At 38.3% G+C, this 16,796-nt stretch carries 17 protein-coding genes; 14 read left to right on the top strand and 3 right to left on the bottom strand.

The genetic code is table 11. The annotated features are described in order from the left end of the window. The 10 genes from DYI00_RS06420 (at nucleotide 1) to DYI00_RS06375 (ending at nucleotide 8,900) form a co-directional block, all read left to right on the top strand. Complete coding sequence (locus tag DYI00_RS06420; RefSeq protein ID WP_011577033.1) at nucleotides 1–294, top strand: YbaB/EbfC family nucleoid-associated protein; 294 nt, start codon at nucleotides 1–3, stop codon at nucleotides 292–294. Beyond that, nucleotides 294–1,289 (top strand): PDZ domain-containing protein, encoded by a 996-nt coding sequence (locus DYI00_RS06415; protein WP_011577034.1) that lies wholly within the window; start codon nucleotides 294–296, stop codon nucleotides 1,287–1,289. Before DYI00_RS06420 ends, DYI00_RS06415 begins: the two co-directional genes overlap by 1 nt. 7 nt (nucleotides 1,290–1,296) lie before the next feature. Beyond that, nucleotides 1,297–2,361 (top strand): TrbL/VirB6 family protein, encoded by a 1,065-nt coding sequence (locus DYI00_RS06410; protein WP_104709291.1) that lies wholly within the window; start codon nucleotides 1,297–1,299, stop codon nucleotides 2,359–2,361. Between the two features lie 25 nt (nucleotides 2,362–2,386). Further along, nucleotides 2,387–2,524 carry a hypothetical protein gene (locus DYI00_RS06405; protein ID WP_041600153.1) on the top strand — a complete coding sequence of 46 codons (138 nt, stop codon included), beginning with the start codon at nucleotides 2,387–2,389 and terminating at the stop codon, nucleotides 2,522–2,524. After that, a complete protein-coding gene (locus tag DYI00_RS06400; protein ID WP_011577036.1) occupies nucleotides 2,521–3,264 on the top strand; it encodes a VirB8 family type IV secretion system protein in 744 nt (247 codons plus the stop codon). The genes DYI00_RS06405 and DYI00_RS06400 overlap by 4 nt, the downstream gene beginning before the upstream one ends. Further along, nucleotides 3,264–4,214: a TrbG/VirB9 family P-type conjugative transfer protein gene (locus DYI00_RS06395; RefSeq protein WP_011577037.1), complete on the top strand. Its 951-nt coding sequence runs from the start codon at nucleotides 3,264–3,266 to the stop codon at nucleotides 4,212–4,214. Before DYI00_RS06400 ends, DYI00_RS06395 begins: the two co-directional genes overlap by 1 nt. Then, nucleotides 4,207–5,343, top strand: coding sequence for a DNA type IV secretion system protein ComB10 (locus tag DYI00_RS06390; protein WP_011577038.1), 1,137 nt, complete (start codon nucleotides 4,207–4,209; stop codon nucleotides 5,341–5,343). Before DYI00_RS06395 ends, DYI00_RS06390 begins: the two co-directional genes overlap by 8 nt. A 64-nt stretch (nucleotides 5,344–5,407) precedes the next feature. Continuing rightward, nucleotides 5,408–6,820 (top strand): mannose-1-phosphate guanylyltransferase/mannose-6-phosphate isomerase, encoded by a 1,413-nt coding sequence (locus DYI00_RS06385; RefSeq protein ID WP_104687755.1) that lies wholly within the window; start codon nucleotides 5,408–5,410, stop codon nucleotides 6,818–6,820. A gap of 9 nt (nucleotides 6,821–6,829) precedes the next feature. Then, nucleotides 6,830–7,975 carry a GDP-mannose 4,6-dehydratase gene (gene gmd / locus DYI00_RS06380; protein WP_011577040.1) on the top strand — a complete coding sequence of 382 codons (1,146 nt, stop codon included), beginning with the start codon at nucleotides 6,830–6,832 and terminating at the stop codon, nucleotides 7,973–7,975. After that, nucleotides 7,968–8,900, top strand: a complete 933-nt coding sequence (locus tag DYI00_RS06375; RefSeq protein WP_011577041.1) for a GDP-L-fucose synthase family protein — start codon at nucleotides 7,968–7,970, stop codon at nucleotides 8,898–8,900. Before gmd ends, DYI00_RS06375 begins: the two co-directional genes overlap by 8 nt. 465 nt (nucleotides 8,901–9,365) lie before the next feature. Here DYI00_RS06375 and DYI00_RS06370 read toward each other — a convergent pair whose 3' ends face one another. The 3 genes from DYI00_RS06370 to DYI00_RS06360 are packed head-to-tail and all read right to left on the bottom strand — an operon-like array spanning nucleotide 9,366 to nucleotide 13,390. Then, entirely contained in the window at nucleotides 9,366–10,193 is an 828-nt protein-coding gene (locus DYI00_RS06370) for a prephenate dehydrogenase (RefSeq protein WP_011577042.1), read from the bottom strand. A gap of 1 nt (nucleotide 10,194) precedes the next feature. Beyond that, complete coding sequence (gene lon / locus DYI00_RS06365) at nucleotides 10,195–12,690, bottom strand: endopeptidase La (protein ID WP_011577043.1); 2,496 nt, start codon at nucleotides 12,688–12,690, stop codon at nucleotides 10,195–10,197. Between the two features lie 40 nt (nucleotides 12,691–12,730). Next, complete coding sequence (locus DYI00_RS06360) at nucleotides 12,731–13,390, bottom strand: outer membrane protein assembly factor BamD (protein WP_041600154.1); 660 nt, start codon at nucleotides 13,388–13,390, stop codon at nucleotides 12,731–12,733. A 210-nt stretch (nucleotides 13,391–13,600) separates the two neighbouring features. On the opposite strand from DYI00_RS06360, the gene fliW reads away from it, so the two are divergent. The 4 genes from fliW to clpX all read left to right on the top strand — a co-directional run bounded on the left by fliW (nucleotide 13,601) and on the right by clpX (nucleotide 16,764). Continuing rightward, entirely contained in the window at nucleotides 13,601–13,990 is a 390-nt protein-coding gene (fliW, locus tag DYI00_RS06355; protein WP_011577045.1) for a flagellar assembly protein FliW, read from the top strand. A gap of 170 nt (nucleotides 13,991–14,160) precedes the next feature. Next, the gene (gene fabZ / locus DYI00_RS06345; protein ID WP_011577046.1) at nucleotides 14,161–14,637 is read left to right on the top strand and encodes a 3-hydroxyacyl-ACP dehydratase FabZ; all 477 of its coding nucleotides are present in this window, start codon (nucleotides 14,161–14,163) and stop codon (nucleotides 14,635–14,637) included. Between the two features lie 2 nt (nucleotides 14,638–14,639). Next, nucleotides 14,640–15,452, top strand: coding sequence for an acyl-ACP--UDP-N-acetylglucosamine O-acyltransferase (gene lpxA / locus DYI00_RS06340; protein WP_011577047.1), 813 nt, complete (start codon nucleotides 14,640–14,642; stop codon nucleotides 15,450–15,452). A gap of 1 nt (nucleotide 15,453) precedes the next feature. Then, a complete protein-coding gene (clpX, locus tag DYI00_RS06335) occupies nucleotides 15,454–16,764 on the top strand; it encodes an ATP-dependent protease ATP-binding subunit ClpX (RefSeq protein WP_011577048.1) in 1,311 nt (436 codons plus the stop codon). The last annotated feature ends 32 nt before the right edge of the window (nucleotides 16,765–16,796 follow it).

The raw sequence follows: 16,796 nt of genomic DNA, 5'->3' as shown, positions 1-16,796 counted from the left end.
ATGGATTTTAGTCAATTGAGTGGGTTATTAGACGGCGTGAAAAAAGAATTTTCTCAATTAGAAGAAAAGAATAAAGATACGATTTACACTTCCAAAAGCGGTGGGGGAATGGTGAGCGTGAGTTTTAATGGGGTGGGGGAGTTAGTGGATTTGCAAATTGATGACAGCCTGTTAGAAGATAAAGAAGCGATGCAAATCTATTTGATGAGCGCTTTGAATGATGGGTATAAATCCGTAGAAGAAAACAGAAAAAATTTAGCTTTTAGTATGTTGGGGAATTTTGCCAAATTGTGATGCTTTGCAAAGCCCTTATTGTTCTATTGTTTTTTGTGAATGGCTTAGGGGCTTATGATTTCAAGCATTGTCAGGCATTTTTTCAAAAAGCCAGTCTTCAAAAAGGGGGTGTGGCTTTAAAAGAGTTGCCTAAAGGCGTGTATTTATATTATTCTAAAACCTACCCTAAACATGCCAAAGTCATCAAATCCGATCCTTTTATAGGGTTGTATTTGTTGCAAAGTGCACCAAGTGCTTACGCTTATACTTTAAGGGATTTAGATAAAAACGCTCTCACAAGACCTATGGCTAGCGTGGGGGCAAACCAAGTCACAGAAGTGCAATTACTCTCTAAGCAAAAAGGCTATAACCATTACGCTCGCATTTCGCAAGCGATTCAAAAAAATGGTGTCATTAGCAATATTTGCTATCAAATGTTAGGGCTAGGGGTAGGGGGGAATGGTTTTATAGAAACAAAATTTATCAAGCGTTTTTTAAGCCAAAAAGAGCCTTATTATGGGGATATTGGGGTGCGTTTAGAAGAATATCATAAGCGTTTAGTGGTAGTGCAATTTGATCCCTTTTTCCCCAAAAACCCTTTTTTAAAAAACGATGAAATCATAGCGATCAATGATCAAAAAATCCATTCGTTAGCGGAGTTTGAATGGGTAGTGAGCAATCTCAAATACCAAAGCCTTGTTAGAGTGAAAATCAAGCGGAACCGCCAAATCAAAGAAGTAACGCTTAAAGTCAATAAGCGTTATGGGGGGTTTTTACTCAAAGACACTTTTTTAGAACGCTATAATATCGCTTTAGATGAGCGTTTTGTAATCACTAAAATAGGCAGTCATTTACCCAAAGGCTTGGATTTTTTAAAGCTTGGGGATAGGATTTTATGGGTGAATCGTAAAGATGTAGCCTTCAATCAAAAAGCTTTAAGAGAAGCATTGAGTGCACCTAAAATTGAATTGTTGGTGTTGCGTAAAGGCTTTGAATTTTACATTAAAGCGCGTTGAAACATTGATGAAAAATGACGCTTATGAAATTATTCTTTCTTGGTTTATCACACCGCTCACGGCGATTTTAGGGCGTTTTGCTGAATTTTTTCTCTACACTTTGCATGCACAATTCGTGTTTAATAGCGCGGTCGCTTTGGCGTTCATGTTCTTTGCTTATAAAAGTTTGAAAGAGCAGAATTTCTTTAGCGTTAGCACGATTTTAGAGGCGTTATTGTTTGTGGGGTTTTTTGTGCTTTTTAACTACGCTTTGAAAAATCCTTTGCATTTTTATGAATTTTTTCAAAACGCTATTTTTATTTTGCCTAATATGGTTACCCATGCCCTTTCTCAAAGCTTGAATCATTTTTCTAGCCACACGCTTTCATTAGATTTTATTTTCAATCATGGGTTTTATGCCCTTAGCTTTATCAGCGATTTGAGTCATAGTGAAATATCTGTTTGGCTTTTTTTAAGCGTTTTGCAAGCGCTTTTTTTGAGCGTGCTGTTTGCGATTATTATTTTAGTGTATTTGGAAGTGCATGTGTGGTGCTCTTTAGGGGCACTGTTTTTAGCGTTTGGGTTTTTTAAAACCTGGAGGAGCGTTGTGTTTGTATGCCTTAAAAAATGCCTAGCCCTTGGGTTTTACAAGCCTTTTTTGTTATTGGTTGGGTTTTTGAATGTGTCTGTAACTAAAGCCCTAATGGACGCTCGCATGCAGGAACAACAAGACTTGAGCCTTTTATTGGTGGTGGCGTTATTTTTGTGTTGCGTTTTTATCATAGGCGTGCCTTTTTTCATCAACGCTTTGTTTAGGGTGCAAAATAGCCTTAAAGAAACTTACAAACTCGCTACAAATCTGGGCACTAACATGAGCCAAAACGCTCTCACTTCTTTGCAATATGTTACTACCCCACCTGTTACTACTGCTCTCTCTAGCGTCTCTACTTCTACAAGCGAAAGCGTCTCTAAAGAAAAGGAAACGCATTCCCCCACATTCAAGGTAGAAACCACCCGATTGGATGTAAAAATTCCAAATTTCAAGCAAAAAAAGGTTAAAAAGGATACAATAAATCCAAAGCATGAAATTTAAATAAAATTAAATAAATGAGAATATAATGAAAATTTTTTTATTATTGGTGGGGTTGGTGCTTATTGGTTGCACAAGCAAGGTGCATGAGATGAAAAAAAGCCCTTGTGCATTGCATGAAAAGATGCATGAAAAACTATATGAAAACGGATTAAACCTTGCATGAAAGAAAAGCCTTTCAACAGCGAGCAATTGGCTTTTTTAGAAGAGCTTTTAAGCCACCAAGAAAAGCATTTAGAAAACAAGCTCTCTAGTTTTTCGGTGAATGATTTGGACATGCAAAGCGTGTTTAGGTTGGAGAGAAACCGCTTGAAAATCGCTTACAAACTTTTAGGTTTGATGAGTTTTATCGCTCTTGTTTTAGCGATCGTTTTAATCAGCCTTCTACCCTTACAAAAAACCGAACACCATTTCGTGGATTTTTTAAATCAAGACAAGCATTACGCCATTATCCAAAGAGCGGATAAAAGCATTTCTAGCAATGAAGCCTTGGCTCGCTCACTGATTGGGGCGTATGTGTTAAACAGAGAGAGCATTAATCGCATTGACGATAAGTCGCGCTATGAATTGGTGCGTTTACAAAGCAACGCTAAAGTGTGGCAGCGCTTTGAAGATTTGATTAAAACCAACAACAGCATTTATGCACAAAGCCACTTAGAAAGAGAAGTCCATATCGTCAATATTGCGATTTATCAGCAAGACAATAACCCCATTGCAAGCGTGTCCATTGCCGCCAAACTCTTGAATGAAAACAAATTGGTGTATGAAAAGCGTTATAAAATCGTGCTGAGTTATCTTTTTGACACTCCGGATTTTGATTACGCTTCCATGCCTAAAAACCCTACCGGCTTTAAAGTTACTCGCTATAGCATCACCGAAATTGCACCTAGAAATAAGAGCGATTGATGCAAAGATTTTTATTTATTCTTGCGTTTGTTTTTAGCGCTTTAAGGGCCGATGATTTTTTAGAAGAAACTAACGAAAAAGCCCTCACGAATTTAAACCACCCCATGCAAGATTTAAACGCCATTCAAGGGAGTTTTTTTAATAAAAACCGCTCAAAAATGTCTAACACTTTGAATATTGATTACTTTCAAGGGCAAACTTATAAGATCCGCTTGCGCTATGCGATGGCAACTTTATTGTTTTTTTCAAAACCTATTAGCGATTTTGTTTTAGGGGATAAGGTGGGCTTTGATGCAAAAATATTAGAAAGCAATGATCATATTTTGCTCATCAAGCCTTTACAAATTGGCGTGGATTCTAATATCAGCGTGATTGATAGTGAGGGTAAGATTTTTTCTTTCTATGTGTTTTCTACCACTTTCACTAGCTCCAAACACCCTAATTTACAGGTTTTTATAGAAGATAAGAATTATTATTCTAACGCTTTCATCAAGCCTAAAAAAGGGAATATAGCTGAAAATACAGCCGAAAACAATAACAAACCCTTAAAAGAAACCAAAGAAACCAAAGAAGAAGAGATCATAACTATTGGTGATAACACCAATGCGATGAAAATCGTTAAAAAAGATATTCAAAAAGGCTATAAGGCTTTAAAAAGCTCTCAAAGGAAATGGTATTGTTTGTGGCTATGCTCTAAAAAATCCAAACTCTCTTTAATGCCTAAAGAAATTTTTAACGACAAACAATTCACTTATTTCAAATTTGACAAAAGATTAGCGCTCTCTAAATTCCCAGTGATTTATAAGGTCGTTGATGGCTATGATAACCCAGTGAATACAAGGATTGTGGGCGATTATATTATCGCTGAAGATGTTTCGGCTAAATGGACTTTAAGGTTGGGTAAGGGCTATTTGTGTATCCGTTTTATAAAAAAGGGTAGAGATGAATAAGTGGCTCAAGGGGGCACTTATTGTTGTAGGGGGTTTTATAACGATTGTAACAACCTCTTTAATCTACCACCAAAAGCCAAAAGCCCCCTTAAACAACCAACCCACTCTTTTAAATGATGATGAGGTGAAATACCCCCTACAAGATTACACTTTCACTCCAAGCTTACAACCAACCCATACAGAAAGCTCCAAAGACGCTACTATAAAAGCCTTACAGCACCAACTAGAAGTCGCTCTCAAAACCTTAAACGCCCAAAAAATGAATATTCCTAAAGAAGAAACTAAAGAACCCAACAATCCTCCCATAGAGCCTCAAACAAAACCAACTAAAAAAGACGTTTCTTTAAAACAATTAGATTTATTAGCCGCTCGCATCACTCCTTTTAAACAAAGCCCTAAAAATTACGAAGAAAACTTGATTTTCCCAATGGATAACCCTAAAGGGATCGATGGCTTTACTAACCTTAAAGAAAAAGACATTGCCACTAATGAAAACAGGCTTTTACGCACCATTACAGCGGATAAAATGATACCCGCTTTTTTGATCACGCCTATTTCTAGCCAGATCGCTGGTAAAGTCATTGCACAAGTGGAGAGCGATATTTTTGCGAGCATGGGCAAGGCTGTTTTAATCCCTAAAGGCTCTAAAGTTATAGGTTATTACAGCAACAATAACAAAATGGGCGAATACCGCTTGGATATTGTGTGGAGTCGCATCATCACCCCCCATGGCATCAATATCATGCTCACTAACGCTAAAGGGGCGGACATTAAAGGCTATAACGGATTAGTGGGGGAATTGATTGAAAGGAATTTTCAACGCTATGGCGTGCCTTTATTGCTTTCTACGCTCACTAACGGCTTGTTGATTGGGATCACTTCCGCTTTAAACAACAAAGGCAATAAAGAAGAGACGACTAATTTCTTTGGGGATTATCTTTTATTGCAATTGATGAGGCAAAGCGGTATGGGGATCAATCAAGTGGTCAATCAAATTTTGAGAGACAAGAGCAAAATCGCCCCCATTGTTATCATTAGAGAGGGGAGTAGGGTATTCATTTCGCCTAATACTGACATTTTCTTCCCTATACCCAGAGACAATGAAGTCATCGCTGAGTTTTTGAAGTGATAAATGCTGTGTTAAAAACGCTATAATAACCCTAAAAGCAAAAGAGAGCATGACAAGAAAGCCCATGAAAATCAAACATATCTTACTGAGTGGGGGGAGTGGCAAACGCCTATGGCCTTTGAGCCGTAGCCTATACCCTAAGCAATTTTTAAAGCTTTTTGATCATAAAAGCCTGTTTGAGTTGAGTTTTAAAAGAAACACTCCCTTAGTAGATGAAACGTTGATCGTGTGCAATGAAAAGCATTATTTTTTAGCCCTAGAAGAAATAGAGGGCGAAATCCAAAATAAAAGCGTGGGTTTTTTATTGGAGAGTTTGAGTAAAAATACTGCTAATGCCATTAGTTTGAGTGCTTTAATGAGCGATAAAGAAGATTTGCTCATCGTTACGCCAAGCGATCATTTGATTAAAGACATTCAAGCGTATGAAAATGCGATGCAAAAAGCGATTGATTTAGCCAAAAAAGGCTTTTTAGTTACTTTTGGCGTGAGCATTGAAAAGCCTAACACGGAGTTTGGGTATATTGAAAGTCCTAACGCTTTAGATGTCAAACGATTCATTGAAAAGCCAAGGTTAGAAAAAGCGATAGAGTTCCAACAAAATGGAGGGTTTTATTTCAATAGTGGCATGTTTGTTTTTCAAGCGGGCGTTTTTTTAGAGGAATTGAAAAAACATGCCCCTAATGTTTTAAAGGGGTGTGAAAGGGCGTTTGAATCGCTAGAAAACACGCATTTTTTTGGCAAAAAGATTGCACGCTTGAGTGTGGAGAGCATGCAAGATCTAGAGGATGTGAGCGTTGATATAGCCTTAATGCAACAAAGCCATAAAATCAAAATGGTAGAATTGAACGCTAAGTGGAGCGATTTAGGGAATTTTAACGCTCTTTTTGAAGAAACAGCTAACGGATCTAAAGAAAATGTCAGCTTGAATCAAACGCCCGTTTTTGCTAAAGAAAGCGAGAATAATTTAATCTTTTCTCATAAAGTCAGTGCTCTTTTAGGGGTTGGGAATTTAGCAATCATTGACACTAAAGACGCTCTTTTAGTCGCCCATAAAGACAAGGCTAAGGATTTAAAAGCTTTAGTGAGCGAGATAGAAACACACAACCAGGAATTATTGCAAACGCACACTAAAGTGTATCGCCCTTGGGGGAGTTATGAAGTCTTGCATGAGAGCGGTTGCTATAAGGTTAAGATTTTAGAAGTCAAACCAAACGCTAGGCTTTCTTTACAAAAGCATTTCCATAGGAGCGAACATTGGGTGGTGATTAGTGGGATGGCGAGCGTGGAATTAGATTATCAATTGTTTGAATTGCAAGCCAATGAATCCACTTATATCCCTAAAAACACCTTGCACCGCTTGGCTAATTATGGCAAAATCCCTTTAATTATCATAGAAGTCCAAGTGGGCGAGTATGTCGGTGAAGACGATATTGTAAGGGTTGATGATGATTTTAACAGACAAAATCCGAGTAAATAAAGGACAATAATGAAAGAAAAAATCGCTTTAATCACTGGGGTTACCGGTCAAGATGGGAGCTATCTGACTGAATACTTGCTGAATTTAGGCTATGAAGTGCATGGGCTAAAAAGGCGCTCTTCTAGTATCAACACTTCTAGGATCGATCATCTGTATGAAGATTTGCACAGCGAACACAAAAGGCGTTTTTTCTTACACTATGGGGATATGACAGACAGCTCTAATCTTATCCATTTGATCGCCACCACAAAGCCTACAGAGATTTATAATTTAGCCGCACAAAGCCATGTAAAAGTCTCTTTTGAAACCCCAGAATACACCGCTAACGCTGATGGTATTGGCACGCTAAGGATTTTAGAGTCCATGCGGATTTTAGGGCTAGAAAATAAAACACGATTCTACCAAGCCAGCACGAGCGAATTGTATGGTGAGGTCTTAGAAACCCCACAAAATGAAAACACCCCCTTTAACCCACGAAGCCCCTATGCGGTCGCTAAAATGTATGCCTTTTACATCACTAAAAATTACAGAGAAGCCTATAACTTGTTTGCGGTTAATGGCATTCTTTTTAACCATGAAAGTAGGGTGAGAGGCGAAACTTTTGTCACTCGTAAAATCACACGAGCCGCAAGCGCGATAGCGTATAATTTAACGGATTGCTTGTATTTAGGGAATTTAGATGCTAAAAGAGACTGGGGGCATGCCAAAGATTATGTGAAAATGATGCATTTAATGCTCCAAGCGCCCACTCCGCAAGACTATGTGATCGCCACAGGAAAAACCACAAGCGTGCGCGATTTTGTGAAAATGAGCTTTGAATTTATCGGTATCAATTTAGAATTTCAAAATACAGGGATTAAAGAAATTGGTTTGATTGAAAGTATTGATGAAAAAAGAGCGAACACTTTAAATCTAAACTTAAGCCATTTAAAAACAGGCAAAATCGTGGTGCGTATAGATGAACGCTACTTTAGGCCTACTGAAGTGGATTTGCTCTTAGGCGATCCCACTAAGGCTGAGAAAGAGCTAGGCTGGGTGAGAGAATACGATTTGAAAGAGTTGGTTAAGGACATGTTAGAGCATGATTTAAGCGAATGCCAGAAAAACTTTTACTTACAAGATGGGGGCTATACTTTAAGGAATTTTTATGAATGAGATTATTTTAATCACCGGTGCCTATGGCATGGTGGGGCAAAACACGGCGTTGTATTTTAAAAAAAATAAGCCTGATATCACTTTACTCACCCCTAAAAGAAGCGAATTAAACCTGCTAGACAAAGACAATGTTCAAGCCTATTTGAAAGAATACAAGCCGATAGGCATTATCCATTGTGCTGGGAGAGTGGGGGGCATTGTCGCTAACATGAACGATCTTTCAGCTTACATGGTTGAAAACTTGCTCATGGGCTTGTATCTCTTTTCTAGCGCTTTAGATTTGGGTATCAAAAAAGCCATCAATTTAGCGAGCTCTTGTGCTTATCCTAAATTCGCCCCTAACCCTTTAAAAGAGAGCGATTTGTTAAACGGCTCTTTAGAGCCAACCAATGAAGGCTACGCTTTAGCCAAACTCTCTGTGATGAAATATTGCGAATATGTGAGCGCTGAAAAGGGCGTTTTTTATAAAACCTTAGTGCCTTGCAACCTTTATGGAGAGTTTGACAAATTTGAAGAAAAAATAGCGCACATGATACCAGGGCTTATTTCTAGGATGCACACCGCCAAATTAAAGGGCGAAAAAAATTTTGTGATGTGGGGCGATGGAACCGCTAGAAGAGAATATCTAAACGCTAAAGATTTAGCCCGATTTATTGCTCTAGCTTATGATAATATCGCTCAAATCCCTAGCGTGATGAATGTAGGCTCTGGCGTGGATTATAGCATTGAAGAGTATTATGAAATGGTCGCTCAGGTTTTAGACTATAAAGGCGTGTTTGTTAAAGACTTGTCTAAGCCGGTGGGCATGCAGCAAAAACTTATGGATATTTCCAAACAAAAGGCTTTAAAATGGGAATTAGAAATCTCTTTAGAGCAAGGCATCAAAGAAGCTTATGAGTATTATTTGAAGCTTTTAGGAGCTTAAAATAATGGTTTTGACGCTTTATTTATAAAGTCCATGCTATGCTCATAGTGCTTTGATATAACAATCTATTCCTTTTTAAATGGATGCTAGCGATCTAGTCAAATAGCGTATAATATTTATGTGGGCGGTTCGTTGGATTTGGCGCTTGTTATTCAAATGGTTGCAGTAAGTTTCATGAGATATTTTCTCCTAAAGCTAGGGTCTTTACGGCGTTAATTGGTAAATATTCACCCTTTAAGCTTAATTTAATTTTTTAATAACCTTTTTAAAATATTTTGATATGAAAAAATACGAAAAAAAATAAAAACGATAAAATCTAAAGAAGATGTCTCAATGAATGACATTTTAGACGAAGGTGTGGAACATAGGGCTAATTTGTGTTTTTAGAACAAGCTTTCAGAAGGCTCTATAAAGATTACTTTTATAATTTTAATTAAATAGAGTTTATGTAAAAAATTAAGCTTTCTACATAAATTCTTGGAGTTTATTCGCTTGTGCCATCCATTCTGCAAGGCTTTCATAATCGTTATTTTCTATCCAAGCCTTAGCTTGTGCGATTTCTTTTTCGCATTTTTGAATCGCTTCTAAGACATTGTCTCTATTTTGTTTGAAAATATCCTTCCACATTAAAGGCGAGCTTTTAGACAAACGACTCATATCCCTAAAGCCCCCACCCGCTAAAGATAGAATCATCTCTGGGTCGTTTTGCTTTAAAACGCTATTGGCTAACGCATAGCTCAAAACATGGGGTAAATGGCTAATATAAGCCACATGTGTGTCATGCTCGTTAGATTTCATTTTAATCAGGCGTGCTTTAATGCCTAGAAAGATTTCTTTAGCGAGTTCTGCTTGCTTGACCCCTGAATCTTCTAAATCGCACAATATCACTAGAGCGTTTTCATACAACCCCTTAACGCTCGCTTTAGGGCCATAAAATTCTGTCCCACACATAGGGTGTGCAGCGATAAAATTTTGACGAATGCTTTTAGGGATATTGTGAATGATTTGAGCTTTAGCGCCCCCTAAATCAATGATCGTTGCGTTTTTTTTAATGGAAGTCATTTTTTTTAAACATTCAATAATGCCTTCAACGGGAATGGCCAAAAAAATCACATCGCATTCTAAAATCTTTTCAAATTCCACACATTCATCTACAAGCCCCAAAGTCAAGGCTAATTTAGCATGCAAGGCGTTATGATCATAGCCTATAACGCTTTTAAAACGCCCTAATTCTTGCAAAGCCAATCCCAAACTGCCTCCCATAAGCCCTAAACCAATGATTCCGGCTTGCATTTTAAAGTAAGGTTTTTTCCAACACTTCAGCGATGTTTTTCACCGCAACGATTTTTAAATTCTCTAGCACTTCAGCAGGGATTTCATCTAAATCCCTTTCGTAATTTTTGACAGGAATGAGAGCGGTTTTAATGCCGGCTTTAAAAGCAGCGATCAATTTTTCTTTCAACCCTCCTATGGGTAAAACTTCCCCACTCAAAGTCAGTTCGCCCGTCATTGCCACATCGCTTCTTGTGGCTTTGTCGCACAAAATACTCGCAATCACGCTCGCCATAGCGATTCCAGCGCTTGGCCCATCTTTAGGCGTGGCTCCTTCAGGGACATGCAAATGCAAATCGTAAGCGTTATAAACCTTAAGCGCTTTTTTCTTTTTCTTACCCTCTGTGTCTTTAAGGGTCTCGCTAGGGATTTTGGGGGCTTTTAATTTTTCTTCATCCAACAAGACTTTAACGACAGAAAAAGCGATCAAAGCGGATTCTTTCATCACATCGCCTAAGCTTCCCGTGAGTTTCAATTCCCCTTTACCCCTAATCTTAAGCGCTTCAATTTTAAGCACATCGCCGCCTACTGGCGTCCATGCCAAGCCATTGACAATACCGATTTTATTTTCTTTATCTATGGGGTCAATTTCAAACACCGTGCGTTCTAAATACTCTTTAAGGTTATTAGGCGTGATAGAGACACAAAAATCTTTATTTTCGCCTTTTTTATTTTCATCTTCTTCATTTTCGTCTTTTTTGGCTCGCCCTTTTTTGTGCGGATTATCCTCTAGGTATTTTAAAGCCACCTTGCGCATAATCGTTGCGATTTGTCTTCGTAAATCCCTAACGCCCGCTTCTCTGGTGTATTTTTCAATAATGAGCTTCAAACACGCCTGGCTAATCTTAACCTCGCTAGGTTTTAAGGCATGCTTTTCTAATTCTTGGGGGATAAGGTAGTTTTTAGCGATTTCTTCTTTTTCACTAGGCGTGTAGCTAGACACGCTAATAAATTCCATTCTGTCTCTTAAAGGAGCTGGGATTCTATCCACATTGTTGGCGGTGGCGATAAAAATCACTTGCGACAAATCAATGCTAAAATTCGCATAATGATCCCTAAAAGCAACATTTTGCTCAGGGTCTAAAATCTCTAACAAAGCGCTCGTTGGATCACCCCTAACGCTCCTATCCACTTTATCAATTTCATCTAAAACCATGACCGGATCCATTTTTTTAGCTTCAATAAGCCCTTGGACAATGCGCCCAGGCATTGAGCCTACATAAGTGCGCCGATGACCTCTTAATTCATTCACATCCTCTAATCCCCCTAAAGCGATCCGAACTAATGGGTGCTCTATCGCTTTAGCAATGGAATTGGCTAGGCTTGTTTTACCTACGCCAGGAGGCCCATAAAAACACAAAATAGTGCCTTTGGTTTTGTCTTTTTTGTTTGGTTGTAGCTCTTGTTTTTTCTTTTGGCGCATTTCTAAAAGCTGCATGGTGGCAAAGTATTCCACAATGCGCTCTTTAGGTTTTTTCAAGGAATAATGATCCTTATTCAATTGTTCTCTAACATGCTTAATGTCTAACGCTTTTTTCCCATATTGACCAAAAGGCACATCCAACATAGTTTCAATATAGCTTTGCAAAGTCGCACTATCAGAGCTATCCACATGGGTTCGGCTTAATCGGTCAATTTGTTTTTTGATTTCTTTAAACGCTTCTTCTTTTAAAAAAGGCTTGATGCTTTCTAATTTTTGGTAGTATTGGTTTAAATCCTCATCTCGTTGCTTGTCTGTGCCAAGCTCTTTTTGGATTTGTTTGAGCTGCTCTTTTAAGAAATATTCCTTATTGACTTGCTCCATTTTTTGATGGACTTTGGATTTGATTTCTTTTTGGAGTTTTTGGGTTTTAGTCTCTTCTATCACAATATCAATCAAATCCAATAAGCGTTGCTCGGTGTTGTTGTTAGCAAAAAGGGAATACGCTTGATCTTTTTTCAAGCGCAAAGCCGCTGCGATTAAATCAGCGATGCGGTTGGGATCGTCATTGTCTTCTAAAGCTTTGATCAAATCTGGGGGGAAGAGCGAGCTTACATTCGCTAGAGTGATCACTTTTTCTTTCAACACTTCCACGATAGCTTGAATGTTTTCTTTATCGTATTCTAAATATTCAATAGGGCTTATTTGAGCTTCCAAAAAGCCTTGCTCATTTTCTTTAGCGGGCTCTAAAATACGCCCTTTAGCGATACCATTAAAAAGCAATTTCACGCGTCCATTAGGCATGTCCGCTTCGCGCATGATAGAGCCAATCACCCCCACATCATAATAAGGGGCTTCATTGTCGTTCAATTTGTCTTTTTGGCATGCAATAAAGACTAATGATTTGTTGCTTTTAGCGTAAGCCACCGCCTTGATACTCGCATTATTTTGCAAAAAAATAGGGGCTATCATAAAGGGGTATAAAAAAGTGTCTTCTTCTACCAACACGGGCAGAATTCTAGGAAAATATTCAGTCATTTTTCATCTCTCTGTTATGGTTTGTATGGTTTGAAATATCCTACCAATCAAAAATCAACACATACCAAGGCATGTGTGATGGTTTGGGTTTAGTCTCTTTCTCTAAAGTCTCATCCACTCTTTCTAAATAGCGTTTCACGCCCTCAGGTTTGTGGCGTTTCCTATAAACATTTGCGATCGCACGATTGAGCTCATTTTGCCCCAAAATAAATTTCACTTGCATGTATTCCACATAAGGGCGGTAGCGGCTGTTAGGGTATTTTTCTATAAATTCACCCAAATTGACAATGGAGTTAGAGATAAATTCCTGGTCTTTGGAGTGGTTTTTAAAAGCGTAATAATGCGATTGCAGTTTCAAAAAAGTCAAATAATCCACATTGTCTTCCGTCCCAAAGCGCTTGATATATTCATCAAAATAAAAAGACGCCAAAACATATTCTTTCTTTTTCATGTGTGCTTGCCCTAAAGCCAACATGGCCTCTGGGACAAGGGGGGAGTTGATGTGTTCGCTTTGTAAGGAAGAATAATAATTGTCTGCTGTTTCTAAATTGCCAAAAAGGATTTCTCTTAAAATCCCTTGATACCAAAAGATCGCCGGTTTGTTGTATTCATCTTTTTTCTTTTTATTCGTACAACCTGTGCTTACCACAATAACTGCCATTATGATAAAAAGAAATGTTTTAAAATGTTTCAAATGCATGCCACCTATCTTGTATAAGTTTTTTGAATTGTTTAAAAGGCTAAACCTATCTTTTTCAAATTATACCCAAAACTAGCAAAAATTGATTTTATAAAAATTGTTTGATATAATAGGAATTTGAGTTTAGAAATCATTGAGCGCTAGTTTTAAGGCGGTCTCTATTCTTTAAGGAGAGGATTTTGTGCTTTTTTAAAGGGAATGCAATCGCCTATGCTTTTTGATGTGAAAGTGCCTATATTGGGGTTTGAAACCATTCATAAAATGCGTTTGCAAAAGATTGATGAAATCTTTTTGCGTTTGAGTAGTGCAGAAGAGAATTCTGTCGTGTCTTTCACGCTTGTCAATCCCTTTGCTTTAAGAAAATACGAGTTTGAAGTGCCCACCCCTTTAAAAATCCTTTTAGAATTAGAAGAGGCAAAGAGCGTGTTAGTCGCTAATATTATGGTCGTTCAAACCCCCATTGAGCTTTCCACCGTGAATTATCTAGCCCCTTTAATTTTCAATTTTGATAAGCAACTCATGGGGCAAGTGGTTTTGGATTCTAACAAATACCCACACTATCATTTAAGAGAAAATATTTTAAGCCACACGCATGAATGATGCATGAAAATGCAAAATAAAATAATGCTTAAAAAGCCATTTTTAAACTTATTTTTAATGCATGGGAGTTTTTGCAAAAGCGAGCGGTTTTCTTGTGGTATAATAGCAGTTATTTTTTAAAATAGCAGGTGCTAAAATCATTAGTTTAATCAAAAAGGAGTTGGTATTCCATGGAAACAAGCCAAAACCCACAATCTCAATTTTTTATAGAGCATATCTTACAGATTTTACCGCACCGCTATCCCATGTTATTAGTGGATAGAGTCGTGGAGTTAGAAGCCAATAAAAAAATTGTCGCCTATAAGAATATCACTTTCAATGAAGATGTGTTTAATGGGCATTTCCCCAATAAGCCCATTTTCCCAGGCGTTTTAATCGTAGAGGGCATGGCGCAGAGCGGAGGGCTTTTAGCTTTCACTAGCTTGTGGGGGTTTGACCCTGAAATGGCGAAAACAAAAATCGTGTATTTCATGACTATTGATAAGGTTAAATTCCGTATTCCTGTAACCCCAGGCGATAAATTAGAATACCATTTAGAAGTCCTCAAACATAAGGGTATGATTTGGCAAGTGGGTGGCACGGCTCAAGTGGATGGCAAGGTGGTCGCTGAAGCCGAATTGAAAGCCATGATCGCAGAGAGAGATTGAAAATGAGTAAAATTGCAAAAACGGCTATCATTTCTCCTAAAGCAGAGGTTGGTAAGGGCGTAGAAATTGGGGAATTTTGCGTGATTGGGGATGGTATCAAACTAGATGATGGCGTGAAACTCCACAACAATGTAACCTTACAAGGGCATACTTTCATTGGAAAAAATACCGAAATTTTTCCTTTTGTGGTTTTAGGCACACAACCTCAAGATTTAAAATATAAAGGCGAATACAGCGAACTGATTGTTGGAGAAGACAATCTCATCCGTGAATTTTGTATGATAAATCCTGGCACTGAAGGTGGGATTAAAAAAACCATTATTGGGGATAAAAACCTGCTCATGGCTTATGTGCATGTCGCGCATGATTGCGTGATTGGTAATCATTGTATTTTGGCTAATGGCGTAACTTTAGCAGGGCATGTTGAAGTAGGCGATTATGTCAATATTGGCGGTCTCACTGCAATCCATCAATTTGTGCGCATCGCTAAAGGATCTATGATAGCCGGTAAGAGCGCTTTAGGCAAAGATGTGCCACCTTATTGCTTGGCAGAGGGCAATCGCGCTTTTATCAAGGGATTAAACCGCCACAGGATGCGCCAATTGCTAGAGAGTAAGGATATTGATTTTATCCATGCACTTTATAAAAGGCTGTTTCGCCCTGTTCTCTCCTTGCGAGAGAGTGCTAAATTAGAGTTAGAAGAGCATGCCAATAACCCTATTGTAGAAGAGATTTGCTCTTTTATTTTAGCGAGTTCTAGGGGCGTGGCGTATAAATCAAGCGAATATTCTAGCGAAGAAAAACAAGAGGATTAAAATGAACGAAACGCTTTATTGTAGTTTTTGCAAAAAACCAGAATCTAGAGATCCCAAAAAACGCCGTATTGTCTTTGCGAGCAACTTGAATAAAGATGTGTGCGTGTGTGAATATTGCATTGATGTGATGCATGGGGAATTGCATAAATACGATAGATTTAGAAGAATGGAATCAAGTGCCTATGCCTATGAAGAAGAGTTTTTGCTCTCCCACATTCCAGCCCCTAAAGAGCTTAAGGCGGTTTTGGATAATTATGTGATAGGGCAAGAGCAGGCCAAAAAGGTTTTTTCTGTGGCTGTGTATAACCATTACAAGCGCCTATCTTTTAAAGAAAGACTCAACAAACAAGAGAGCGATTTAGAGCTAGAGCATTTAGAAGAAGTGGAGTTGGGCAAGTCTAATATCTTATTGATTGGACCTACAGGATCAGGAAAGACTTTAATGGCACAAACTTTAGCCAAGCATTTGGATATTCCTATCGCCATTAGCGATGCGACTAGCCTTACTGAAGCGGGTTATGTGGGTGAAGATGTGGAAAATATCCTTACAAGATTGCTACAGGCGAGCGATTGGAATGTCCAAAAAGCTCAAAAAGGCATTGTGTTTATTGATGAGATTGATAAAATCAGCCGCTTGTCAGAAAACCGCTCCATCACCAGAGATGTTTCTGGCGAGGGCGTGCAGCAAGCGTTGTTAAAGATCGTTGAAGGCTCTTTAGTGAATATCCCCCCAAAAGGCGGAAGAAAGCACCCTGAAGGTAATTTCATTCAAATTGACACGAGCGATATTTTATTCATTTGTGCAGGGGCGTTTGACGGACTGGCTGAAATCATTAAAAAACGCACCACGCAAAATGTGTTGGGCTTCACCCAAGAAAAGATGAGTAAAAAGGAGCAAGAAGCAATCTTGCATCTAGTCCAAACCCATGATTTGGTTAGTTATGGGCTTATCCCTGAGCTTATTGGCCGTTTGCCTATTTTAAGCACGCTAGATAGCATTAGTTTAGAAGCGATGGTAGATATTTTACAAAAGCCTAAAAACGCACTCATCAAGCAATACCAGCAGCTTTTCAAAATGGATGAAGTGGATTTGATTTTTGAAGAAGAAGCGATTAAAGAAATCGCTAAACTCGCACTAGAAAGAAAAACTGGGGCTAGGGGCTTAAGAGCGATCATTGAAGATTTTTGTTTGGATATTATGTTTGATTTACCCAAGCTTAAAGGCTCTGAAGTGCGTATCACCAAAGATTGTGTTTTAAAACAAGCTGAACCTTTGATCATTGCTAAAACGCATTCTAAAATCCTTCCTTAAGGAATACGCTTATAAGTTTAATTCAATTTAAT

Origin of the sequence: Helicobacter acinonychis, assembly GCF_900461455.1 — a bacterium.
Classification (GTDB): Bacteria; Campylobacterota; Campylobacteria; order Campylobacterales; family Helicobacteraceae; genus Helicobacter; species Helicobacter acinonychis.
Note: the sequence above shows the minus strand (reverse complement) of the source record. Positions and strands in the feature narration are given on the sequence as shown.